Source organism: Roseburia sp. 1XD42-69 (assembly GCF_003612565.1).
In the GTDB taxonomy this organism is placed as follows: domain Bacteria; phylum Bacillota; class Clostridia; order Lachnospirales; family Lachnospiraceae; genus Roseburia_B.
Genome location: NZ_RAZG01000007.1, coordinates 102,880 through 124,420 on the forward strand (window position 1 = coordinate 102,880; position 21,541 = coordinate 124,420).

Below are 21,541 nucleotides of genomic sequence, written 5' to 3' on the forward strand. Positions count from 1 at the left end.
ACAGCAATAGAAAGGCAGAAACATGAAAGCATATACGAATAAAGCCAAGAAAGCATTAAGGCTTGCAGAGAAGGCATCAAAGTCGTTACAGCACAATTATGTGGGTACGGAGCATATACTCCTGGGCCTGTTAAAGGAAGGCACAGGGGTGGCTGCCAGAGTGCTGGTGGATAACCGGGTTGACCCGGAGCAGCTATTAGACTTAATTGAAAATTTAATAGCCCCCGCAGGGGGGGCAGCTCTTGAGGAACGGGACGGTTACACGCCCAGGGCTCGGCAGATACTGGAAAATGCAGGGAGGGAAGCAGACCGTTTTTCCAGCAGGGAAATCGGAACCGAGCATTTGTTAGTTGCCATTATAAAAGAGAGTGAATGTGCTGCTTCCAGACTTATGAATACCATTGGGGTAAATTTTCAGAAGCTGTTTGCAGACCTTTTGGTGGCCATGGGAGAAGATGCGGGACAGTACAAAGATGAATTTCAAAATGGAAAGCCAAACAGGCGGAAAAATTCCACAAGCACCCCTATGCTGGACCAGTATTCCAGAGATTTGACAAAATTGGCATCGGAAAACCGACTGGACCCGGTAATCGGGAGAAATAATGAAATTCAAAGAGTGATTCAGATATTGAGCAGAAGAGGAAAAAACAATCCCTGCCTTATCGGGGAACCAGGCGTGGGGAAAACTGCCATTGTGGAAGGTCTGGCTCAGAGGATTGAAATGGGCCTTGTGCCGGACCCGGTGGCCCAAAAACGTGTGGTGACCCTGGATTTGTCCGGTATGGTGGCCGGCTCTAAATACCGGGGGGAGTTTGAAGAGCGGATTAAGCGGGTTATCCGGGAAGTGATTCATGCGGGAAATATTTTGCTGTTTGTGGATGAGATTCATACAATTATAGGGGCCGGAGGAGCGGAGGGGGCTTTGGATGCTTCCAATATTTTAAAACCGTCCCTGGCCAGGGGGGAAATCCAGTTAATCGGTGCCACAACCATAGAAGAGTACCGGAAACATATAGAAAAAGATGCGGCTCTTGAGAGGCGGTTCCAGCCTGTTACTGTGGAGGAGCCGGACAGGGAAGAGGCCATTGAGATATTAAAAGGGCTTAGAAGCCATTATGAAGAGCACCATCAGGTGGAAATCACCGATAGTGGGGTGGAGGCGGCGGTGGATTTGTCCATGCGCTATATCAACGACCGTTTTCTGCCGGATAAAGCTATTGATTTAATGGATGAGGCTTCCTCTAAAGTGCGTCTGGGAGGATATAAGGTTCCCGGGCAGATAGAGGAACTGGAACAGAAAATGAAACAGTGTGACAGGGATTTAGAGCAGCTTTTGATGGAAGGGAATATTGAGGAGGCGTCTCTGATTAGCGGCGAAAAGCAGGAGATGGAGGAGACGTATGAAAAACTCTTAAAAAAATATAAGAGAGATGCCAGAAGGAAGAAATTGGTGGTGGGGCCGGAGGAAATGGCGGATATTGTCTCCGGCTGGACAAAAATACCCGTAAAGAAACTGGAGGAAGGAGAGGCAGCCAGACTGCGGCGGCTGGAAAAAACCCTCCACAAACGTGTGGTGGGACAGGAGGAAGCAGTCTCTGCTGTGGCAAAAGCCGTGCGCCGGGGGCGTGTAGGTTTAAAAGACCCCAAACGTCCCATTGGTTCTTTTCTCTTTTTGGGACCTACCGGCGTGGGAAAAACAGAGATTACCAAGGCCCTGGCAGACGCTATGTTTGGGGACGAACAGGCTATGATTCGGGTGGATATGTCTGAATATATGGAAAAACACAGTGTCTCTAAGATGATCGGCTCACCTCCCGGTTATGTGGGGTATGACGAGGGGGGACAGTTGTCAGAAAAGGTTCGGAGAAACCCTTATTCTGTCATTCTCTTTGATGAGATAGAAAAGGCCCATCCTGATGTCTTTAATATTCTTCTTCAGGTGCTGGATGACGGTCATATTACAGATGCCCAGGGAAGAAAAGTGGATTTTAAAAATACCATAATCATTATGACTTCCAATGCGGGGGCACAGGCAATTATTTCCCCGAAAAAACTGGGATTTGGCGCAGGGGAAGATGAAAAGCAGAATTATGAGCGTATGAAGTCCGGTGTGATGGAAGAGGTGAAACGGATTTTTAAACCGGAGTTTTTAAACCGTATCGACGATACCATTGTGTTCCGATCCCTGGATAAAGAAGATATGAAAAAAATTGTTACTATTCTTTCCCAAACGTTAATAGACCGCTGCAAAACTCAGATGGGCATAACATTGTCCATAAAGGATTCTGTAAAAGTATATATTGTGGAAAAAGGCTACGAGCCAAAATACGGTGCAAGGCCCCTGCGCCGGAAAATCCAAAATGAGATAGAAGATACCCTGGCGGAAGAAATTTTGGAAGGGAAAATCAAAAAAGGGGATGCTGTGGACGTGGGCATGAAAAAAGGAGAAATCTGCTTTACGGTGAAAAACGAAAAGTAACAAAAAGAATTCGTAAAATTTCAATAAAGCATCTGGAAAAAAGAAGCGGGATATTGTATAATAATGCCATAAAGATAGCAGAAGCCGGCTGCTTTCCGGAAGAAGAAGCGGCGGCACATGGCACAGGAGGATAAAAATGTCTGTAATTAGCGAATTGATACGCACAGAGGCGGATGGAACTATTAGTTTTGGGGATTACAGTTTAAGTTCCAAGGCAAAGCTGGATAACTTTGACCACGGCGGTGATTTATACAAAGTAAAAACCTTTGCAGAGATTACCAAATTGGAGCGCAACGGAATGTTTGTCTATGAATCTGTACCCGGTACGGCAGTGCAGGGATTTAAGGCTACAGAATCTGAGGTAGAATTTACTGTGGAGGGCCCGGAGGACACACAGATTACCCTGGAGTTGGAAGAGAGCACAGAATATGATATTTCCATTGATGACACAGACGCAGGGACGATGAAGACCAATCTTGGAGGAAAACTAAGTTTCAGCGTGGAGATGGACGGCAGCAAGGCAGTCCATGTATCAATAACCAAAAAGTAGATAAAGATGTTATGGTGATATCCCAGCGAATATTCCGCTGGGATATTTTACAGAGTGACAGGGAGGGCATATTGGCAAAGGAAAAAATTATGTATTTCTGCCAGTCCTGCGGGGCTGAGTCAGGGAAGTGGATGGGGCAGTGCCCTGCCTGCAAAGAGTGGAATACAATGGTGGAAGAAAGGGTTTCAAAAAAGAAAACCGTTTCCTCTTTTCAGAATGAGGGCAGGGCAAAGGTAACGAAACTGAAAGATATCGAGATGGCCAGGGAAGAACGGATATGCACAGATATCGCAGAACTGGACAGAGTGCTTGGAGGAGGTATGGTCACAGGCTCCATGGTTTTAGTGGGGGGCGATCCGGGAATCGGAAAATCCACACTTTTGCTCCAGGTATGCAAAAATCTGGCAGCAAAAAAAATCAGTATCCTCTATGTTTCCGGGGAAGAATCCCTGCAGCAAATAAAAATCCGGGCAGAGCGCATCGGAGAGTTCGGGGAATCCTTATCCCTCCTCTGCGAGACAAATCTTGAGGTTATTGAGGAGATTGTAAGACGGGACATGCCCCAAATGGTGGTAATCGATTCTATTCAGACGATGTATAATGAGAATGTCTCCTCCGCCCCCGGCAGCGTTTCCCAGGTGCGGGAGACCACGGGGAGCCTTCTTAAAATGGCAAAGGGTCTGGGGATTACATTTTTTATTATCGGCCATGTGACAAAAGAAGGGGTAGTGGCAGGCCCCAGGGTTTTGGAGCACATGGTAGATACTGTGCTTTATTTTGAGGGGGATAGGCATGCTGCTTACCGGATTTTGCGGGGGGTGAAAAACCGTTTTGGCTCCACAAATGAAATCGGAGTCTTTGAGATGCGGGGAAACGGTCTGGAGGAAGTGGAAAACCCTTCAGAGTTTATGCTGGGGGGTAAACCCAAAGGTGCCAGCGGCTCTGTGGTGGCCTGTTCCATAGAGGGGACAAGGCCCATTCTCTTAGAGGTCCAGGCATTAGTGTGCCACAGTAATTTTGGAATTCCAAGAAGAACTGCGGCAGGAACGGATTTTAACAGGGTTAATCTTTTGATGGCTGTTTTAGAAAAGCGGGCAGGGCTTCAAATGGGGGCCTGTGATGCCTATGTGAATATCGCCGGAGGGATAAAGATGAATGAGCCTGCCATTGACCTTGGGATTGTGCTGGCTTTAGTTTCCAGCTATAAAAACCGCCCGGTAGAGGAAAAAACCATTTGTTTTGGAGAAGTGGGGCTAAGCGGGGAAGTCCGGGCGGTAAATCTGGCAGAGCAGAGAATATTAGAGGCAAAGAAGCTGGGGTTTACTACATGTATTCTGCCGGAGGTGTCCCTGAAATTTTTAGAGGAAATACAGGGAATTGAACTTATCGGCGTGAAAAGCATTAAAGACGCCATTGACAAGGCAGTGTGACAGTGGCTTTTACTCTACAAGCCGCACATCGCCGCTGACAGTTTTAATTTGAATCATGTTTTCCTGAGGATTTTTTTCATAAGATCCTTGTGCATGGTTCCCCTTTTTAGAAAAACTTAAACTGTCGTCAAAGAATGTGTTAATATCGCCGCTTGTAGTGGATGCTTCAAAGGCAAAGGAATTATCCTTTGACAAAACGATGTCCACGTCTCCGCTGGTGCTTTGGGCAGTAAGTGCGCCGGAGAGGGTTTCAAGTTCCAGGCGTATTTCTCCGCTGATGGTTTTTAAGGTTCCGTCTCCTTTTTCGGCCTCCATACGGATATCCCCGCTGGAAGAGCAGAGTTCCCATGTCATGGTATCCCCTTTAAGGGTAATATTACCGGAAGTTGTGGAAATATTCCGTCTGCCATTTCCCTCAAGAATTTTTACGTCGCCGCTTGAGGTACTTACCATGGTGTCGCCCATAACTTTGTCTATCGAAATGCTGCCGCTGGTGGAGGCGATGTTGATATCTTCTCCTGAACTATTTTCGGGTGCGCTTATACCGCCTATTTTGATATCGCCGCTGGTGCTTTCTATTTCTGCAGTTTCAGCGGAAATGTCCGGCAGAAAAATATCACCGCTTGTGGTTTCAACTGTGAAGCTTTCTTTCAGTGAGAGATTTATTTGGGAATAGATATCACCGCTTACGGTTTTTAAATTAAGTTTTCCGCTGTAGGAGGAGGGGAGTTCAATTTCCGTATAGCCGCCCCCTGTGGAAAAGCCGAAGAAGTGGTTAAAAATCATCCTGTGATTTCGCTTTTTCCCTTTTATCAATAGGTTTCCACCCTCAACTGTCACGGTGGAGAGCTGGCTTTTTTGGAGATCTGTCTGGCTGTACTCTTTTATGTTGAGGGTATTATTTTCACTTTCATAGATGAAAATATCGTTGCTATTCATGTCATAAAGGACAGAAATGTCTTTTATTCCCTCAAGGGGCACCTGTTTTTCCAGCACCACATGCATGTCGGAGTAAGAACTATTTTTCTCATATATGGCGGGGTGATTTCTAAAAATAATATTGTGCCCTGTGATGCCATAGAGAAAAATTCCGCATAAAAAGACAGTGAAAAAGCATAACATCAAAAGTAATCCAATTTTAAATTTTCTCATAGCACGTCATCCTTTTCTACATTTTTTAAATCAAAAATAAGTTTCACAATTGCCTGGAGACAGGCTGCAATGAGAAAGAGAATCCATGTATACCGCCATTCAAATGTGAGAAAGCTGATGATAAAATACAGTACCAGCGTAAGGCTCCATATGACGGAGTAAATGGACTTTTTTACGGCAAGTTCTTTGTTTTTGGAATATTTTGTGGCTTTATATGCGTCTACCATGTCGCTTTTTTCCTTTTTGCTGTAGTCCGGGTACATATTTGCCGCATATACCAGCATAACGGTAGGGGCAATGCATATCAGCAAAGCTATCACAAAACCAAAGGAGGCAAAATTATATCCCCAATAGTTGTTTCCCATTGAGCCGAAAAAGAAAAATACCGTTGCGGCAAAAATGTATAATCCTACTGCCACGGCATTTAGCATGGCCCTTTTCTTTCTGTCTTCTTCCGGGAGTGTGAGAAGATTTTTCTCCTCCGTCTCCGAAAAAAGATCGGTGACGTCTCCGATGGAATTTATTACATTGTGATATGCGTCTTCTTCCAAATAGCCTTCCGCAACCATGTCGTCATACTTATCCATGGCATTCTGCATCATTTCCTGTTTCAGATCAAGGGCTTTTCTTGTCTTGGGCGCATCCCGGAATATTTCATTAAAATGCTGTATGATTTTTTCCTTCATTTCTTTTCTCCTCCAATAAAAGTTGTGATAGTGGTTTTAGTTTAATAGTTGGTCTATAATTTCCCTGGCTTCCTGCCATTCTCTTTTGTAGTCTGCATATGCCTTTCGGCCTTTCTCTGTTATGGAATAGTAGCGGCGCCTGGCCCCCACTGTCTCATCTCCCCAATAGGTCCTGATACAGCCTGCCTGCTCTAACCGCCGGAAAGCAGAGTAAAGCGTGGCCTCTTTCAGTTCATAGGCATTGTTGGTTTTCTTCATAATGTCCTTATTTATCTGATAACCATAACTGTCATGCTCCAAAAGGTGTGAAAGTATAATGGCCTCCGTATGCCCCCGTAGAATGTCTGAGGTAATAGACATAGTTCTTTCCCCTTTCTTTCTGTGATAATTCTGTTGGCAATATATAGCATAAACCAATATACCTCATCTGTCAAGGTAAATATGGAATTGCTGCTTATTAAGGTTAATTGCATCAATTAGAAAGTAATAACGAAATTAAAATTGACTTGAAAGGAATAGACTGCTATTCTGTAATAAAGTTATTTAAAGTAATGTGAGAGGAGATGTATATGAATATCTTCTTTCAAAATTGTCAACGGCGGGCGTCAATGGTCAGTTTCGGACCCTAAGACATATAAGAAAATTTATTAGAATTTTGGTATTGGTTCTGCAATGATGGAGTATGAGTGATGAAATGGGATTTGATAACTTAGTGTTTATGCGGGTTACAAGCAAATTTGTTTAGGTAATGACAACGATTTGGCAACATTTTTCACATCACGCACTAAATAATTACATCAATGGCATAAAGAAAACCTTGCTGATTTTCAGATATGGAAACTGAATATCGGCAAGGTCTTTTTATGCTTATTTCTGTTTTTTTTTAGCTGTTTTCTTTTCTTCTTTCTACTACAATATAGTTATGGTTAATATCCCTTACAGCCAATAAGGAATTATCCATCTTGTTGCTTAAGCTGTATAATGATGGAGCAATCGGTATATCGGCTTCCTTTCTTGGACTTTGCGTCCGTAAGCCCTTTCCTTACGCCGGAGAAGCGGCAAAAGAGCCGGAACGGAAAAGAAAGGAAGCGTCCACACAGAGCGCAGTAGAGATTTACCGGGAAATCATCAAGGACAATATCGACTATGACATTCTCATGGGCGGGATGGAGATGAAGGGGCGATCATATCCAGAAACTCCTGCACACGAATATCTTCTGGATATCCGGGCTGGTCTGTATTTGTATTCCTCAACTTTCTTCCTCCTGTCCTGAATTTTTTGTATAAAAAGACGCCAGACGCTTTTCACATCTGACGTTTCAGATTATTATGATCCTGTTTTTACAACTGCTGGCTCATCCCCTGGGCCTGTTCAATCATGGCAAGATACCGGTCAAGCTGTACTTCCTCTAGTTCTGCGATCATCTCTGCAAATGGTGAGATATCCCCCTCCACCGCATAGGCTTCCAACGCATTAAAATAGTCCAGACGGTTCTCCTTTGCGATGGATATGGGTGCGAAGCCGTTTGCCATCAGCTGATAGTTCATGATGAGCCTGGAGGTTCTGCCGTTCCCGTCCGGAAATGGATGGATCTTTACAAACTCCCCATGGGTCCATGCCGCCAGCTCAATCAGGTTCAGCTGCTGTCCCTTCCAGGACAGATCCGCATAGAAATTTTTTATCTGCCGGTACATCTCATTGGGGGACGGTGGGGTGTGCTGTGCGCCGGAAATATACACATCCACGTTCCGGTATACTCCGCCTGCCATGATGTTCTGCATCAGCATGGCATGGATATCCTTAATGATCTTCTTGTCCAGCGCATATCCTTTGCCAATACAGTCTTTCACATAGTGGAATGCCTTCTCATGGTTTATCGGCTCGTAAAGTTCCCGCAGGCGTTTGCCGCCCACGCTGATCCGGTCCTCCAGCACTAGCTTTGTCTCCATCAGCGTCAGGGTGTTCCCCTCTATGGCAGTGGAATGATGGGTATATTCTATCTCGAACGCCCGCTCATAGCTGGCAATGGTCAGCTCCGGTATGAGATGCTTTCCTTCCTGATACGCATCCCGTTTCCGCACTAATTCCTGATAATCCATAGGCTGTCCTCCCTTCTGTCCCTTCTTTCAGAGTATACCACACTTTTGCCAGGGTAGTAACCCACTATTTTTCCTTAATCGTTCGGGATGATCCACCGTTCCCCGTCAAAGTCCTCAAACTTCTCGCTGGTCACGTTCTGCTCGTAATACACAGCCATGATCCGTTTAATATCCTCGCTCCCCGCCCGGCTGGCGGAAAAACCCTGCTCCTTTAAGGACTTTTCGATCCCTGCAGGTTCCTCCCGGCGCTGTCCCTCTGTCTGCTTCTGGAAGGAACAGATATCCGAAGACGGCACTTTCCGTATGGGTATCCCCAGCCTTTGGGCCTCTGCCTCCTCTGCTTTCATCCCGGCAGACATCCGTTCCCCACACAGCCAGATCTCCTCACAGGCAGCCAGGACCCTCCGGCCCATCTTAAGTCCGGCCTCCCGTTCCTTTGGCACCCGGTCATCCAGAAACCGGGGATACATCAGGTGGACCGCCACTGGTGTACACCCCTGTGCCGCCGCATACCGGCAGGCCGCTTTCGCAAACGTCACATTGTATAATGTATTTAGGTTGTTCAAGGGATGCCTATAAACCCTCAGACCTGCTTCTTTACATCTCCTGTCTGATAGGAGATAATAGTTTTATTAGATTGAGAGGATGATCGTTCCCTCCTTGAGCAGTTCTGCTCGTACTTGAAAGACTGATCCCTCTCTCTAATAAGCTTTCTGCGTATGAGTTGCAGAACTGCTGGCCAAACTCAGCCGTAAGCAAGTCGGCTCTGCAAAAGCAGAGCAGTTAAAGGCTGCCGCATCCTGTTCCTTTGGCGTTACTTTCGCCAAAAGCAGCTTTACCTTTCAGCTCAAAGCGCTGATTGAACAGATAGCCTTTATTGAAAAACAGGTAAAAGAAACGGAAACTGAAATCGCTGGCATCATGGAAAAACTGGAATCCCCCATTACAACCATTACCGGAATCGGTAATGTCACAGCACCCGCAGATAGCCTGCAAGGAGCGGAACAATCTTTATGAAAAACAGAACGATTTGAAAGGGCAGAAACAACAGATTGAGAAATTGTTGGAACGATAAGAAATGTGGGGTGTGGCGGTTGCTATGCCTTTTAAGTAAATTTGGATGGAATTGTGTGCGTTTTTATGGTAAGATAATGATGTTAAACAATTCGACAAATCAAAAATTTTATGATTTATGTGCATTAGTGCGCAGAAATAGTTGTTAGGAGACTGGAATGAGAGAAATCAAATATATCAAACAACCAACGAAATATTTGTGCGGACAGGCATGTGTTGCGATGATTGCGAATGTTCCGGTAGATGATGTTATTCAGGTGATGCATAATGATAAAGGAACTGGAAAAAAAGATATTGCAAAAGCATTGGAGCATTATGGTATCACTCAGGCGAAAACAATGACAAAGGCAGATAATTCCACACCATTGCCATCAGTGTGTATTCTGAAAGTATTATTACCAAAATATAGCCATTGGATTTTGTATTATTATGGAAAATATTATGATCCAGAATTTGGGCTGATGGATGAACTATATGGCAGAGCAAGGATTCAGTCTTATTTGGAATTATTTATAGATGAATAATTGTTTTCAGCGTAAAAGAGATTCTTATTTATTTTCTTATCGAGATACAGTACTGTATCCTATTTTTCACGAAAGGAGACAGACATAATGATTGAATTGGTAAAGGCTGGTACATCAGATGCTTTGGTGATAAATGCTATCTCTAAACGTTCATTCGATAGCGATGTAGAGATAGGAGCACCTTCTAAGGGAGGTCCTCCTGGGTATATGTCTATACAGTTTCATACAAAGATGGCAAGATTAAATCATTTATACAAATTGTTAGTTGATGGGCATATTATAGGAGGCGCTATCCTTTTTATAGATGGAGAAAAGTTGAATATAGGAAGAATTTTTATTAGTCCAGAACATCTCAGAAAAGGGTATGGCATTTATATTATGCAAGAAATCGAAGGAATGTTTCCTACTGTAAAAGAATTTTATCTTGACACTCCTATTTGGAACATTCGCACAAATTCTTTTTATCAAAAGTTGGGTTATACCGAATATAAGAGAGAGGGTGAGTTTGTGTATTATACGAAAACGAAGCGTCCTGCAGAGCGCTTGAAAAAGCGGGATTCCAGTATGAGGGTACATTGAGAAGCAATGCCGTAAAAAATGGTAAGGTTATCGACATGAAGATGTATTCTCTGCTGAAAACAGAAATGTAACTATATGTTTGCTGTGCAGTGGTGGTAATGAAAAATGTTTTTTCCCTGTTGGCAATATATACATGGTGCTAGCACCATGTATTAAGGGCAGATAAGGGGAAAAGCGGTGTTATGTTATGCATTAGACGTTTTGAAAGACTTATTTTGTGAGAACTTTCAAATATAAAATGGACGTAGGAGATATTCTGTGCTTTTATCATCAAAAACGGCTTTTAATGCGTAACATTTCAAAAATGGATTGCTAAATTACCGGGATTTGCTATAATAAATGCGTGGCAACATTTTGGCAACGGTTGTTGCCGACAAAACATGAAATGCCGTAAAATCAATGGTTACAGCCTTATATTTTAGATATTTATTTCAATTTACATCAGTTTGACATCAAAACTGATAGTCTTTGGTGGATATATTTGGACTTATATGGTGTGAACAGAGAATAGATGTATACTCACAACTTAATAGTTAATGCTATTAAAGGGACATTTTCCAATTATACGGAGAGTGTCCTTTTTCTGTTGTTATGGTTAAAAAATCAGAAATTAAATTAAGGAGGTTCACACATGAACAACACAGCGTTAAGAGCAGAGGTGCAAAGCACCAACGACACACACATGGTTTTTGCAAACGAGGAACATGAAAAATTTTATTATGAGAAACTGGAACAGGCGAGATATCAGGACAGCCATCACAAGGCATTGATTTACATTCTTGGAATATCAGAGGATACAAGAAATCATTTCAGTCAGATTTATGATATTAAGTCTGGTCTTATCAAAACGGAATGTCTGCATCAGGGCTGGCAGACAGGTGGAAGTGTAAGGGTTGTCAGGCTTGCCTTTAACCTTTACACGGACGGAACGCCAGGCGTTGATGATTATGAGAGCAGGGATGAGCAGATAAGCGAGAGCAGGGAGTATTCCGTGGGCAATATTTTCTGCTGCGGCTATGCGGTATACTTCTGGCAGGGCATCAGGCTCCGTTATCCGGAATATTGCCAAAAGCAGAAGTCCGTCGAGGAAATCCTTGCGGAAATGGAGAGGAAACGTGCTGAAAATTCGACTGATGGGAACAAAGAATGATATTAAGTGGTTTGAGAGGATTTTGAAAAGACAGCCCAAAGTGGCTGTGACGGAGTTCTCGGAACTGTACCGGAATAAAGGTACAAACAGGTATTACCGGGCTTATGTGGAAGTGCAGAAAGCCAACATCAAAGAAAAATCTAACTAAACGGAGGAATAAAACCATGTGTAAAGTTATAGCAGTCGCAAACCAGAAAGGCGGTGTCGGCAAGACCACCACAACAAGCAGCTTAGGGATCGGGCTGGCAAAGCAGGGAAAGAAAGTCTTAGTAATTGATGCGGACGCACAAGGTAGCCTGACCGCAAGCCTTGGCTTCACGGAGCCGGACAAGCTGGAAGAAACACTTGCCAGGGTAATGATGAACGTTATCAATGACGAGGAAACAGAAGCAGGTTATGGTATCTTAAAACATGACGAGGGGATTGACCTGTTGCCGGGGAACATTGAACTGGCGGGCTTGGAAGTATCACTTGTAAATGTCATGAGCAGGGAGCTTGTGCTTCGTTCCTACATAGAGCAGATAAGGGACAGATACAGTTATATTTTGATTGACTGTATGCCATCGCTTGGCATGATGACTATAAATGCCCTTGCCTGTGCTGACAGCGTACTCATACCCGTTCAGGCGGCATACCTGCCCGTAAAGGGACTGGAACAGCTTATCAAGACCATTGGCAGGGTAAAGCGCCAGCTTAATCCGAAACTGGAAATTGAAGGCATTCTCTTGACAATGGTGGACAGCAGGACAAACTATGCAAGGGACATCAGCGCATTGCTGGTTGAGAATTATGGAAACAGAGTAAAGATATTTGAAAACAGAATACCGATGTCGGTACGGGCTGCGGAAACTTCCGCAGAGGGCATCAGTATTTACCAGCATGACCCGAAAGGCAGGGTTGCGGATGCGTACCAGTCCCTGACAAAGGAGGTGCTTGGCAATGGGCAGTAAGGCAGGGAGCGCATCAAAAGTCAAACTGAACAGTTTTGATGATTTATTTGGCGGCGCAGAGAATACAGCAGGAGAGCAGATTATCAGTGCAAAGCTGAGCGATTTACATACATTCAAGGGACACCCTTTCCGTGTCCTTGATGATGAAAAAATGGAGGAAACCACGGAGAGCATCGGGAAATACGGTGTGCTTGTACCCGGAATTGTAAGACCGAAGGCAGGGGGCGGCTATGAGATCATCGCCGGACACCGTAGGAAACGGGGTTCTGAAAGGGCAGGGTTAGACACGATGCCCGTTATTGTCAGAAATTATACGGACGATGAAGCTACAATCATCATGGTGGATTCCAATATCCAGCGTGAGGACATTCTGCCGAGTGAAAAAGCAAAGGCTTATGCCATGAAGTACGAAGCGATGAAGCATCAGGGCAGCAAAGGCGGCAGCACCCTTGACGAAGTGGGGGAAGCTGCCGGGGAAAGCGGAAAGACGGTGCAGAGGTATGTGTGGCTTGCAAGGCTCATTGACGAGCTGCTTGACATGGTGGACAAGAAAAAGATAGGAATAGCGCAGGGCGTGGATATTTCTTTCCTGTCCGAAGAAGCCCAGCAGTGGGTAGCTGTTATCCTTGAGGAAACAGGGGCGGCAGTGAACGCTTCCCAATCGGCAACGCTAAAGGAATATGGAAAAAATGGCGGGCTTACACTTGAAATGGTCAGGCTGATACTGGAGCAGGAAAAGCCAAAGGAAAGAAAAGTAACGATTAAGAGCGATAAGATTAACAAGTATTTTCCGGAGGAATATTCCAATGATGATATAGAGAGCGTCATTATCCGGCTTTTGGAGGAATGGAAAGGTAAGCAGTAAAGGAGGCGGTAAAAATGGGCGAGCCATTGAAGTTTGATTATTACTATGGCGTAGAAGCAGAGCAGTTTTCTTTTTACCGTGTTCCCCGCCTGCTGATTAAGGACGAGCGTTTTAAGGGGCTTAGCAGCGATGCCAAGCTCCTGTACGGTCTGATGCTTGACCGGATGTCGCTTTCCATGAAAAACGGGTGGCTGGATGATGAAAACAGGGCATATATTATCTATACTGTTGACAATATGATGGAAGATTTGGGCTGTGCAAGGGCAACCTGCGCAAAAGTCATCAAGGAGCTTGACAGTGATAATGGTATCGGGCTGATAGAAAAAAAGCGCAGGGGGCTTGGCAAGCCGGATATTATATATGTAAAAAATTTTGCGGCAGTTTCAGATATAAATCCGGAAAATACAGCCGCAAATGCCGATAAATCCACAGAAGTTCAAAATTTGAACTTCAAGAAGTTCAATAATTATACTTCTGGAAGTTCAGAAACTGAACCTCAAGAAGTTCAAATAACAAACTTGCAGAAGTTCAAAAAACAGACTTCAAGAAGTTCAGAAACTGAACTTGCAGAAGTTCAAAATACAGACCCTAATTATACTGACTATAATTATACTGATTATAGCCAGACTGAAAAAAATCAGACTAACAATAATTATACTGATATGAGTTATACCAATCCTATCAATCAATCTGTAGGAAGCATGGACAGCGCAGGCTCACAGGAAAAAGACGGTATGATGGATGGGACTGATACGATAGATGAAACAAACGCATATATGGCACTGATCCGTAAAAATCTGGAATATGAACACCACATGAAATATGACCAGTACAGAGATAAGGAGATGTACGAGGAAATCTATGAAACTGTCTGTGATGTGGTATGTGTGAAACGGAAAACAATCCGTATCAACGGGGAGGATTACCCTTATGAGCTTGTAAAATCCCGTTTCCTGAAGCTGAACAGCAGCCATGTGGAGTATGTGATGGGCTGTATGAAAGGAACGGCTACAAAGATTGCCAATATCAGAGCATACCTGATTACGACACTTTACAATGCCCCTTCAACCATGAACCATTATTACCAGCAGGAGGTGCAGCATGATATGTATGGCGGAGGGTGGGCAGAGAAAGGGATTACTTAACAAAAAACAGGGCAGCTCAATCTTCTGCCTGCCCTGTATCCGGTGAAAATTCGGCGATGTCATTCAGGGAAAAGCCTTCGCCTAAGATATTCAGTATCATGTTCAATGTATGGGTGGTGACGGACTGGTTGGTTTTCAGCCGCTGTATCTGTGAACGGCTCACACCATAATGGGTATAGAGGCTGTACTGGCTGATTCCGTTCTCCTTCAAGGTTTGGAAAAGTTTGTCGAATTTAATCATAATATGCGGTATTTCCTTTCTGTTTATGCTTGAATATGTTTAATTATGCTCCTATAATGGAGATGGTTATAGTTACCAAAATCGGAGATTAAAAGAAAAGGAGTAAAGGGATATGGACAAAAAAGAACTGCAAAAAAAGTATGAGGAACAGGACAGCACTGGCAGGGAGCTATTATTGGAAAAGCTGGCTTTCTGCAAATTTGCAGACCGTTATGATTTTGAGAATTATTTTAGGATAGACGAATTAAACGACAGCGAACTGCTCTGCCTTGCCAGTTTCCTCTACCAGCAGGATTGTTTCCTGATGCTGATGGAAATGCTGGAACGTTATAAGGAGAAGTTTGTTTTGGCTGACAGTTCCCTGCTGTGGGAACTGGAGCCGGACGATGCCCTTATGGAAAGGCTTTCAAGGATCGGCGTCCTGTCGGATGTATAAAGGCAGAATGAGCTTATGGGCAGAAAAAAGCGTTTCGCAAAAACAGCGGGAATAGAAATCATGTGAGCCTGCCAAAGTGTGGCGGGTGGCATTTTCGAGCCTTGCCGGAAGTGTGATTATCTTTTCAATCACACTTCCGGCAAGGTTTCAGGAGGTACGGAGGGTGAAGCCCTCTGTGTTAAAAAAATGATAAATTGAGAACAGCGTAAGGGCGGTTATGAGTCAGTAGATTTATAGCTGCCCTTTTTTGTTGTTTCCGTTCAGGGTATCTAAACTGAAAACGGGGAGGAGGTCACTATGGAATCATTACGGGATGTCAGGAGGGCAATGGAACGAGAGGTAAAGAAAGGGAGCTGCCCGCTCATGTTTGACAGGCTGGAGTTTGGCATGAAGCCTTTCCAGACCATTTCGTCGGAAGAAAAGCTGGATGAAGTGCTTGCATGGCTGTTAAGGATAAAGACTTTCCGTCAGTATGCAGAAAAGACCATAATCAACAACGTGTATATGGACTTGGATATGCTCTGTAAAAATCCACAGTTTAAGCGCACCCATTCCGTCATAGACCGGGAAGGGATTTATGCAAGGGCGCAGAGGTATAAAAAGCGGTTGCAGCCGGATTATGGCAGAGGACTTTGTCTGGAAACAGTGCGGTGCATTTTCACGCTTCCGGAGGGGGAAGCGGAAAAATACCGAATGACGCATGACGGGCAGGAAACCTATGCCTTTATCATGTCAAACAGATATATCCTCGGTCTGTTTACCCACTGTGAAGCGGCAAGGAAATCTGTTGTTCCAGACGGTGTGGAGTACAGACACCTTACGGAGCAGGAGCAGAAGATCGTGCTTCTTGATGGTGTAGGGGACGTGCTGTTTCAGGCGTTATTGCTTGATGATGTGGAATATGGCAATGGTAAGCTGTCTGCCAATCTTTATACAATCTATTGCTTAGAAAAAGGATAACTTCTGGACATGATGTCCAGAAGTGGAAAGGAATGTATGCGGATTAGGAAACAGATAAGCATATTAAAAAAGTATATTGAAGCAGCATGGCTGTCTGCCCGGTTTTACTTTATGCTTCGGAAAATGAACAGGTTACGGTCAGAAAACACGCAGGGAATACTCTGGCGTATATTATGCAGCCTGATGTCCGTGCAGGGTATTTTTACCTGCATAAAGGGGTATGTGGAGATGATGGAGGGAAACTCCGGGGGCATAAAAATGATGATGGAAGGCACAGGAACCGCAATGACAGCGGAAATGATGAAACAGTACGGCGGAGTTCTTACGGGAACAGAAAAGAAAGTTAAAAAGTTTTAGCAGGATTTGGGATAAAATGCAGATGCGGAAAGGAGAAATATGAGTTTTTTTGTAACAGCAGTATCAGGGCTTTGGGGATTGAAAATAAAGCTGGTACAAGTCCTTAAAATGCCCTGTACGGGAAGGAAAAAAATTATCTGTGACATTATCTGCCGGGGGATTCCCCCTTAGTGCATGGCTTTTCACAGGAACGTAACAGGGAGGTGTTTCATGCAGGAGGAAGTAACACAGAAAACAATCGCCCTTGTGATTAAGACCGCAAAATTAGATGCCAGCGTGCTGAAAGCTGCTATGAAGATGTATCTGAACCACCATAAGCAGAAAGCACAGGGAGCACACGGAAAAACCTCTGTGAAAAAGCTCGTTGGCGATGGCGTGGGGGTATCGTCGATTGAAGTCACGGACGGCAACATCAAATCTTTTGAACGTGTTGCAAAAAAGTACAACGTTGATTTTGCCATAAAGAAAGACAAGACAACCGAACCGCCGAAATATCTGGTCTTTTTCAAGGGCAGGGATGCCGACGTGGTAGCACAGGCATTCAAGGAATTTGTTTATGGTAACGAGAAAAAGAAAGGCAGGGTTTCCCTGAGAGAGAAATTGAAGCATTTCAAGGAGGCAGTATCGCAGGATAAGAACCGGGAACGGAGTAGGGAGAAGAACAAGGACAGGGGGCAGAGCCTATGAGTAATATTATAAACGGCATTGCCAAAGACTTAAAATCAATCCCTAAAAAATTTAAGGAAAAGACGGGGAATATTGACAAAAAGAAACTTTTCCTGATGAACCTGCCCTATGTGCTTGCCGGATATTTCTGTGACAAAGTGGCGTGTCTGTGGCGGGTATCTCCGGGGCAGGACGCTTCCGCAAAGATGATGGAAGTCATGGCAGGACTGGAAGGTTTATTTTCTAATCCCCTGCCGAGTTTCTATCCAAGAGATCTGCTGATCGGGGTGTGCTGCGGCATTGCTTTAAGGCTTGCAGTGTATTTCAAATCCAAGAATGCCAAGAAGTTCCGTAAGGGTGTAGAGTACGGTTCCGCAAGGTGGGGCAATGAAAAGGACATAGAACCTTACATGGATTCCGTATTTGAGAACAATATCCTGCTGACGCAGACGGAGAGGCTGATGATGTCGGGCAGACCAAAACAGCCGAAGTACGCAAGGAATAAAAATATCCTTGTTATCGGCGGTTCCGGTTCCGGCAAGACACGCTTTTTTGTGAAGCCGAACCTGATGCAGATGCACAGCAGCTATGTTGTCACTGACCCGAAAGGCACTGTGCTGATCGAGTGCGGAAAAATGCTCAAAAAGGGCGGCTATAAGATAAAAGTCCTCAATACCATAAACTTTGCAAAGTCCATGCACTACAATCGTGCGACTTGTTCGCCGCTGAAAAGGCGGCGCACAGCGCTGTTTTTAACCAGTTCTGTGAACTGATAATTCGAGAGGTGGAATGATAGGGTAACGCCTTGAAACGCCTCCCTTGATACTCCGGCATGCGTCATCACTCTGTGATGAGGTGTGAAGCCCGGTAAAGTCGGCAGAAAGGTGCCGTAACAGATAACGCTGACGAAACCTGTCCAGAGGTGGACAGCGCACCCCATATGCCGGGGGTCTATAAAATACCTAAGGTGAGAATGGCAGCAATGCCTGACGAAACTCCCGAATGTAAAGGTCTAAAAGTGCCACATACAGAAATGTATGTGTGGGTTCATGCCCAGACAGTGCGGTCTAGTAGGAATGGTTGTTACGAACCACCGTGATGTGTTACAGGCACATGCAAGCTGTCAGGCTTAGAGGGAACACCTAAGGGTATATATGTACAGATAGAATTATCGGAACAAGGAAAGGCAGAGAGTCCTATGGATAATCCGGCGAAGAACAATAAGCGGATGAATCCCTGCTGAAAGGTCGTGGTCGAACTGTCGATGTTGCCTGCGAAAAAGAGGGCGACGGAGGAATGGCCACAAGTCAGGCAGAAAATCAGCAGTACACACTCTCTAATCATGCAGTCGAGTAAGAATAAGAAATTGTCACTCGAATCAATGAAATGGGGTGATGTACATGACACAAAAAGCTAAAAAAAGAAGCAAACTGCGCCATGCGGAATACTACGACATGCAGAACATCTTTGATGAACTGTATGCAAAAAGCAAAGATGGAGAAATATTCAATAATCTCGTAGAAATCATTGCGGCACCAAATAACATCATGCTTGCTTTCAGAAATATTAAAAGTAATGATGGGAGCCATACCGCCGGCACAGATGGGAGAACGATAGAATCCCTGGCAGATATGTCAGAAGAAGATTTCGTCTCTCTTATTCAAAAACAGTTTACAAGGTATGTGCCAAAAACAGTAAGGAGGGTAGAGATTCCCAAACCAAATGGGAAATTTAGACCGTTGGGTATACCGTGTATCATAGACAGGATTGTACAGCAATGTATATTGCAGGTCATGGAGCCAATCTGTGAAGCAAAGTTTTATGAACATTCATACGGCTTCAGACCTTGCAGGAGTGCTGAAAACGCTGTCTCCTACGCTTACGGACTGGCTCAAAGGAATAAGCTCCACTATGTGGTAGACGTGGATATAAAGGGTTTCTTTGACAACGTAAATCATAGAAAGCTGTTACAGCAGATATGGACGCTGGGTATACGGGATACCAAACTGATTCAGATAATCAAAGCAATGCTGAAAGCGCCAATTCAAATGCCAGATGGAGAAATCTTATATCCAGACAGGGGAACCCCTCAGGGCGGCATACTTTCCCCGCTGTTAGCCAACATTGTCCTGAACGAACTGGACTGGTGGATAGCGTCACAGTGGGAGGGTATGGCAGACCATATGAAGTCTCCTTGTAAGGTCACATATTATCCGAATGGGGCAGAGAAAAAGTGCAACAGCTACACGGCGCTCAAAAAGAGCAATCTCAAGGAAATGCGTATAGTCCGGTATGCAGATGATTTTAAAATCTTTTGCAGAAACTGTAAGGACGCTGACAGAGCATACCATGCGGTTAAGGACTGGCTGCTAAAGCGGCTCAAACTGGAAATTTCTGATGAAAAATCAAAGGTCACAAATCTCAGGAAAAGAGACAGTGAATTTCTGGGGTTCCGTATGAAGCTGATAAGGAAACGCAGGACATGGGTAATCAGTTCAAATGTCTGTGACAAGGCAATGTCGCATATGCAGAAAGAACTCTCAAAAGCAATTATAGAGATTCAAAACAGCAAGACAGCAAGTAACATAAAGAGCAACATTCACGAATACAACGCCAAAGTCATAGGTATGCAGAACTATTATTGCATTGCTACGAGGATAAATCTGAATTTCAGCCGAATGGCTCATGTGAATAACGGTCGTTTTCTCCATCGGATAGATGGATATAAAAAGCAGGGCGAGCTAAACAACAAATATTTAAAAAACCGGTATGGAAAATCGAAGCAAATGCGCTGGATTGGAGATACACCAGTAGTACCTCTGGCATATGTGCAGTTTAAAATACCAATGCGCAAGAGCAGGAAAATCAATCCATATACTCCGGACGGAAGAATGGAAATCCACAGCAATCTGAAACTGAACGTTGAAGATATGCTCTGGCTCATGCGCCACCCGGTAACAGGAGAAACGGTACAGTTCAATGATAACCGAATCTCTCTCTATGCCGGACAGGAAGGTAAATGTGCAATCACCGGGGAACATCTGGAAGTGATTCACTGTATTTGTTACAGAAAATCGAATGAGTGTAAAAATGGCAGAGACAGTTACCGTAATCTGTTGCTTTTATCACCTACTGGATATGAACTTATCTCAACAACAGACAGTATAAAGTTCGCTACACTGACAAAGAAGTATGATTTGAATAAGGCACAAATTACTAAAGTAAACAAACTGCGTGTTGCCGCAGGATTGGCAGAAATGTCAATGCAAATCGTAACAAACTGATTTAGCTAATGTGAAAGAGTGAGTGTGTATCACTGCTGAAACTATGCTTGATGGGGCGCCGGATGCGGTGAAAGTCGCATGTCCGGTGCTAGCCGGGGGAAAAGCCGGAGATAACATCAAAGGCTTACCTATCGGAACCTTTCGCTTATTTACGGAGTGAAAAGGACATTTTGAAACTTGTAAACACGATTATTGTCAACACCAAAGGGGAGGGGCAGCAATCCGGGGAAGATTTCTGGGTGAAAGCGGAAAAGCTGTATTATACGGCGCTGATCGCCTACATCTGGTATGAAGCCCCGGAGGAAGAACAGAATTTCGCCATGCTGATTGATATGATTGATGCAAGCGAAGCAAGGGAAGATGACGAAAATTTTAAAAACGCCGTTGACCTGCTGTTTGATGAACTGGAGGAAAAAGACCCGAACCACTTTGCTGTCCGCCAATATAAAAAGTACAAACTTGCGGCGGGCAAAACGGCGAAAAGCATACTTATTAGCTGTGGCGCAAGGTTAGCGCCATTTGACATCAAAGAGCTGCGTGACCTTATGGAGTATGATGATCTGGAGCTTGATACTTTGGGTGAAAAAAAGACAGCTTTATTCGTCATTATTTCAGATACAGATGCCACATTCAATTTCGTGGTGTCAATCATGTATTCACAGCTCTTTAATTTACTTTGTGACAAGGCAGATGATGTTTATAACGGCAGGCTCCCGGTTCATGTGAGGATGCTGTTGGACGAGTTTGCAGTGCGCTCGTAAGCGGAACCCATTCGTTCTGCGCGGGCTTGTTTGTAATCTATCTTTAGCAAGATAGTAGGTTCAATGTGAGGGCTTCGTTTGAAGCCTAATTCCTATCATCAACCGACTTATCCGAAAGGGAAACCCGACGGGGAGTATAGCATGTCGGCAAC

The 21,541-nt window shown here is 44.3% G+C and carries 22 protein-coding genes and 3 pseudogenes; 19 read left to right on the top strand and 6 right to left on the bottom strand.

What is annotated here, in order from left to right; genetic code table 11:
• Positions 1–22: 22 nt before the first annotated feature.
• The 3 genes from D7Y06_RS05520 (at position 23) to radA (ending at position 4,459) form a co-directional block, all read left to right on the top strand.
• Complete coding sequence (locus D7Y06_RS05520; protein ID WP_120406832.1) at positions 23–2,479, top strand: ATP-dependent Clp protease ATP-binding subunit; 2,457 nt, start codon at positions 23–25, stop codon at positions 2,477–2,479.
• 136 nt (positions 2,480–2,615) lie between these two features.
• Positions 2,616–3,029, top strand: coding sequence for an endosialidase (locus D7Y06_RS05525; protein ID WP_120406833.1), 414 nt, complete (start codon positions 2,616–2,618; stop codon positions 3,027–3,029).
• 71 nt (positions 3,030–3,100) lie between these two features.
• Entirely contained in the window at positions 3,101–4,459 is a 1,359-nt protein-coding gene (gene radA / locus D7Y06_RS05530; protein WP_120406834.1) for a DNA repair protein RadA, read from the top strand.
• A 9-nt stretch (positions 4,460–4,468) separates the two neighbouring features.
• Here radA and D7Y06_RS05535 read toward each other — a convergent pair whose 3' ends face one another.
• From D7Y06_RS05535 to D7Y06_RS05545, 3 genes are read right to left on the bottom strand one after another with little or no spacing between them, the layout of a single operon-like run.
• Positions 4,469–5,611, bottom strand: coding sequence for a DUF4097 family beta strand repeat-containing protein (locus D7Y06_RS05535; RefSeq protein ID WP_120406835.1), 1,143 nt, complete (start codon positions 5,609–5,611; stop codon positions 4,469–4,471).
• Complete coding sequence (locus D7Y06_RS05540; RefSeq protein ID WP_120406836.1) at positions 5,608–6,297, bottom strand: permease prefix domain 1-containing protein; 690 nt, start codon at positions 6,295–6,297, stop codon at positions 5,608–5,610. The genes D7Y06_RS05535 and D7Y06_RS05540 overlap by 4 nt, the downstream gene beginning before the upstream one ends.
• A 36-nt stretch (positions 6,298–6,333) precedes the next feature.
• Positions 6,334–6,657, bottom strand: coding sequence for a PadR family transcriptional regulator (locus D7Y06_RS05545; RefSeq protein ID WP_120406837.1), 324 nt, complete (start codon positions 6,655–6,657; stop codon positions 6,334–6,336).
• Positions 6,658–7,331: 674 nt separating this feature from the next.
• Here D7Y06_RS05545 and D7Y06_RS28200 point away from each other — a divergent pair.
• Positions 7,332–7,478: pseudogene (locus D7Y06_RS28200) on the top strand (DUF6017 domain-containing protein); the annotation flags it as partial.
• A 160-nt stretch (positions 7,479–7,638) separates the two neighbouring features.
• Here the strand turns inward: D7Y06_RS28200 and D7Y06_RS05555 are convergent.
• Together D7Y06_RS05555 and D7Y06_RS05560 are read right to left on the bottom strand one after the other, a co-directional pair.
• Entirely contained in the window at positions 7,639–8,397 is a 759-nt protein-coding gene (locus D7Y06_RS05555; RefSeq protein ID WP_120406838.1) for a Fic family protein, read from the bottom strand.
• 74 nt (positions 8,398–8,471) lie between these two features.
• The gene (locus D7Y06_RS05560) at positions 8,472–8,963 is read right to left on the bottom strand and encodes a DUF7768 domain-containing protein (RefSeq protein WP_120406839.1); all 492 of its coding nucleotides are present in this window, start codon (positions 8,961–8,963) and stop codon (positions 8,472–8,474) included.
• A 666-nt stretch (positions 8,964–9,629) separates the two neighbouring features.
• Here D7Y06_RS05560 and D7Y06_RS05570 point away from each other — a divergent pair.
• The 7 genes from D7Y06_RS05570 to D7Y06_RS05605 all read left to right on the top strand — a co-directional run bounded on the left by D7Y06_RS05570 (position 9,630) and on the right by D7Y06_RS05605 (position 14,684).
• Positions 9,630–9,995, top strand: coding sequence for a hypothetical protein (locus tag D7Y06_RS05570; RefSeq protein ID WP_120406840.1), 366 nt, complete (start codon positions 9,630–9,632; stop codon positions 9,993–9,995).
• Between the two features lie 87 nt (positions 9,996–10,082).
• Entirely contained in the window at positions 10,083–10,574 is a 492-nt protein-coding gene (locus D7Y06_RS05575; protein WP_120406841.1) for a GNAT family N-acetyltransferase, read from the top strand.
• Between the two features lie 631 nt (positions 10,575–11,205).
• Positions 11,206–11,724 (top strand): DUF6075 family protein, encoded by a 519-nt coding sequence (locus D7Y06_RS05585; protein WP_120406842.1) that lies wholly within the window; start codon positions 11,206–11,208, stop codon positions 11,722–11,724.
• Positions 11,690–11,872, top strand: coding sequence for a hypothetical protein (locus D7Y06_RS05590; protein ID WP_120406843.1), 183 nt, complete (start codon positions 11,690–11,692; stop codon positions 11,870–11,872). The genes D7Y06_RS05585 and D7Y06_RS05590 overlap by 35 nt, the downstream gene beginning before the upstream one ends.
• A 16-nt stretch (positions 11,873–11,888) precedes the next feature.
• Complete coding sequence (locus D7Y06_RS05595; protein ID WP_120406844.1) at positions 11,889–12,674, top strand: ParA family protein; 786 nt, start codon at positions 11,889–11,891, stop codon at positions 12,672–12,674.
• The gene (locus D7Y06_RS05600; RefSeq protein ID WP_120406845.1) at positions 12,664–13,539 is read left to right on the top strand and encodes a ParB/RepB/Spo0J family partition protein; all 876 of its coding nucleotides are present in this window, start codon (positions 12,664–12,666) and stop codon (positions 13,537–13,539) included. The genes D7Y06_RS05595 and D7Y06_RS05600 overlap by 11 nt, the downstream gene beginning before the upstream one ends.
• Positions 13,540–13,553: 14 nt before the next feature.
• Positions 13,554–14,684 (top strand): DUF6017 domain-containing protein, encoded by a 1,131-nt coding sequence (locus D7Y06_RS05605; RefSeq protein ID WP_120406846.1) that lies wholly within the window; start codon positions 13,554–13,556, stop codon positions 14,682–14,684.
• Positions 14,685–14,700: 16 nt separating this feature from the next.
• Here the strand turns inward: D7Y06_RS05605 and D7Y06_RS05610 are convergent, their stop codons facing one another.
• Positions 14,701–14,925 (bottom strand): helix-turn-helix domain-containing protein, encoded by a 225-nt coding sequence (locus D7Y06_RS05610; RefSeq protein WP_120406847.1) that lies wholly within the window; start codon positions 14,923–14,925, stop codon positions 14,701–14,703.
• A 112-nt stretch (positions 14,926–15,037) separates the two neighbouring features.
• Here D7Y06_RS05610 and D7Y06_RS05615 point away from each other — a divergent pair, with 112 nt between their 5' ends.
• The 8 genes and pseudogenes from D7Y06_RS05615 to D7Y06_RS05645 all read left to right on the top strand — a co-directional run.
• Complete coding sequence (locus tag D7Y06_RS05615) at positions 15,038–15,361, top strand: hypothetical protein (RefSeq protein WP_120406848.1); 324 nt, start codon at positions 15,038–15,040, stop codon at positions 15,359–15,361.
• Between the two features lie 297 nt (positions 15,362–15,658).
• Positions 15,659–16,321: a hypothetical protein gene (locus tag D7Y06_RS05620; RefSeq protein ID WP_120406849.1), complete on the top strand. Its 663-nt coding sequence runs from the start codon at positions 15,659–15,661 to the stop codon at positions 16,319–16,321.
• A gap of 36 nt (positions 16,322–16,357) precedes the next feature.
• On the top strand, positions 16,358–16,678 hold the full coding sequence (locus D7Y06_RS05625; protein WP_147415590.1) for a hypothetical protein: 321 nt from the start codon (positions 16,358–16,360) through the stop codon (positions 16,676–16,678).
• Between the two features lie 39 nt (positions 16,679–16,717).
• Positions 16,718–16,849 carry a hypothetical protein gene (locus D7Y06_RS27625; RefSeq protein ID WP_256387211.1) on the top strand — a complete coding sequence of 44 codons (132 nt, stop codon included), beginning with the start codon at positions 16,718–16,720 and terminating at the stop codon, positions 16,847–16,849.
• A gap of 39 nt (positions 16,850–16,888) precedes the next feature.
• The gene (locus D7Y06_RS05630) at positions 16,889–17,365 is read left to right on the top strand and encodes a PcfB family protein (RefSeq protein WP_120406851.1); all 477 of its coding nucleotides are present in this window, start codon (positions 16,889–16,891) and stop codon (positions 17,363–17,365) included.
• Positions 17,362–18,051: pseudogene (locus D7Y06_RS05635) on the top strand (type IV secretory system conjugative DNA transfer family protein); the annotation flags it as partial. The gene D7Y06_RS05630 and the pseudogene D7Y06_RS05635, both read left to right, overlap by 4 nt.
• Positions 18,052–18,744: 693 nt before the next feature.
• A complete protein-coding gene (gene ltrA, locus D7Y06_RS05640; RefSeq protein WP_120406852.1) occupies positions 18,745–20,628 on the top strand; it encodes a group II intron reverse transcriptase/maturase in 1,884 nt (627 codons plus the stop codon).
• 137 nt (positions 20,629–20,765) lie between these two features.
• Positions 20,766–21,377 (top strand): annotated as a pseudogene (locus tag D7Y06_RS05645) (type IV secretory system conjugative DNA transfer family protein); the annotation flags it as partial.
• Positions 21,378–21,541: the final 164 nt, after the last annotated feature.

Bases quoted from the DNA above. Each gene is read 5' to 3' on its own strand.
- D7Y06_RS05520 (WP_120406832.1), top strand. From the start codon at position 23: ATGAAAGCATATACGAATAAAGCCAAGAAAGCATTAAGGCTTGCAGAG.
- D7Y06_RS05525 (WP_120406833.1), top strand. From the start codon at position 2,616: ATGTCTGTAATTAGCGAATTGATACGCACAGAGGCGGATGGAACTATT.
- D7Y06_RS05535 (WP_120406835.1), bottom strand. From the start codon at position 5,611: ATGAGAAAATTTAAAATTGGATTACTTTTGATGTTATGCTTTTTCACT.
- D7Y06_RS05540 (WP_120406836.1), bottom strand. From the start codon at position 6,297: ATGAAGGAAAAAATCATACAGCATTTTAATGAAATATTCCGGGATGCG.
- D7Y06_RS05545 (WP_120406837.1), bottom strand. From the start codon at position 6,657: ATGTCTATTACCTCAGACATTCTACGGGGGCATACGGAGGCCATTATA.
- D7Y06_RS05555 (WP_120406838.1), bottom strand. From the start codon at position 8,397: ATGGATTATCAGGAATTAGTGCGGAAACGGGATGCGTATCAGGAAGGA.
- D7Y06_RS05570 (WP_120406840.1), top strand. From the start codon at position 9,630: ATGAGAGAAATCAAATATATCAAACAACCAACGAAATATTTGTGCGGA.
- D7Y06_RS05575 (WP_120406841.1), top strand. From the start codon at position 10,083: ATGATTGAATTGGTAAAGGCTGGTACATCAGATGCTTTGGTGATAAAT.
- D7Y06_RS05585 (WP_120406842.1), top strand. From the start codon at position 11,206: ATGAACAACACAGCGTTAAGAGCAGAGGTGCAAAGCACCAACGACACA.
- D7Y06_RS05595 (WP_120406844.1), top strand. From the start codon at position 11,889: ATGTGTAAAGTTATAGCAGTCGCAAACCAGAAAGGCGGTGTCGGCAAG.
- D7Y06_RS05600 (WP_120406845.1), top strand. From the start codon at position 12,664: ATGGGCAGTAAGGCAGGGAGCGCATCAAAAGTCAAACTGAACAGTTTT.
- D7Y06_RS05605 (WP_120406846.1), top strand. From the start codon at position 13,554: ATGGGCGAGCCATTGAAGTTTGATTATTACTATGGCGTAGAAGCAGAG.
- D7Y06_RS05610 (WP_120406847.1), bottom strand. From the start codon at position 14,925: ATGATTAAATTCGACAAACTTTTCCAAACCTTGAAGGAGAACGGAATC.
- D7Y06_RS05615 (WP_120406848.1), top strand. From the start codon at position 15,038: ATGGACAAAAAAGAACTGCAAAAAAAGTATGAGGAACAGGACAGCACT.
- D7Y06_RS05620 (WP_120406849.1), top strand. From the start codon at position 15,659: ATGGAATCATTACGGGATGTCAGGAGGGCAATGGAACGAGAGGTAAAG.
- D7Y06_RS05625 (WP_147415590.1), top strand. From the start codon at position 16,358: ATGCGGATTAGGAAACAGATAAGCATATTAAAAAAGTATATTGAAGCA.
- D7Y06_RS27625 (WP_256387211.1), top strand. From the start codon at position 16,718: ATGAGTTTTTTTGTAACAGCAGTATCAGGGCTTTGGGGATTGAAAATA.
- D7Y06_RS05630 (WP_120406851.1), top strand. From the start codon at position 16,889: ATGCAGGAGGAAGTAACACAGAAAACAATCGCCCTTGTGATTAAGACC.
- ltrA (WP_120406852.1), top strand. From the start codon at position 18,745: ATGACACAAAAAGCTAAAAAAAGAAGCAAACTGCGCCATGCGGAATAC.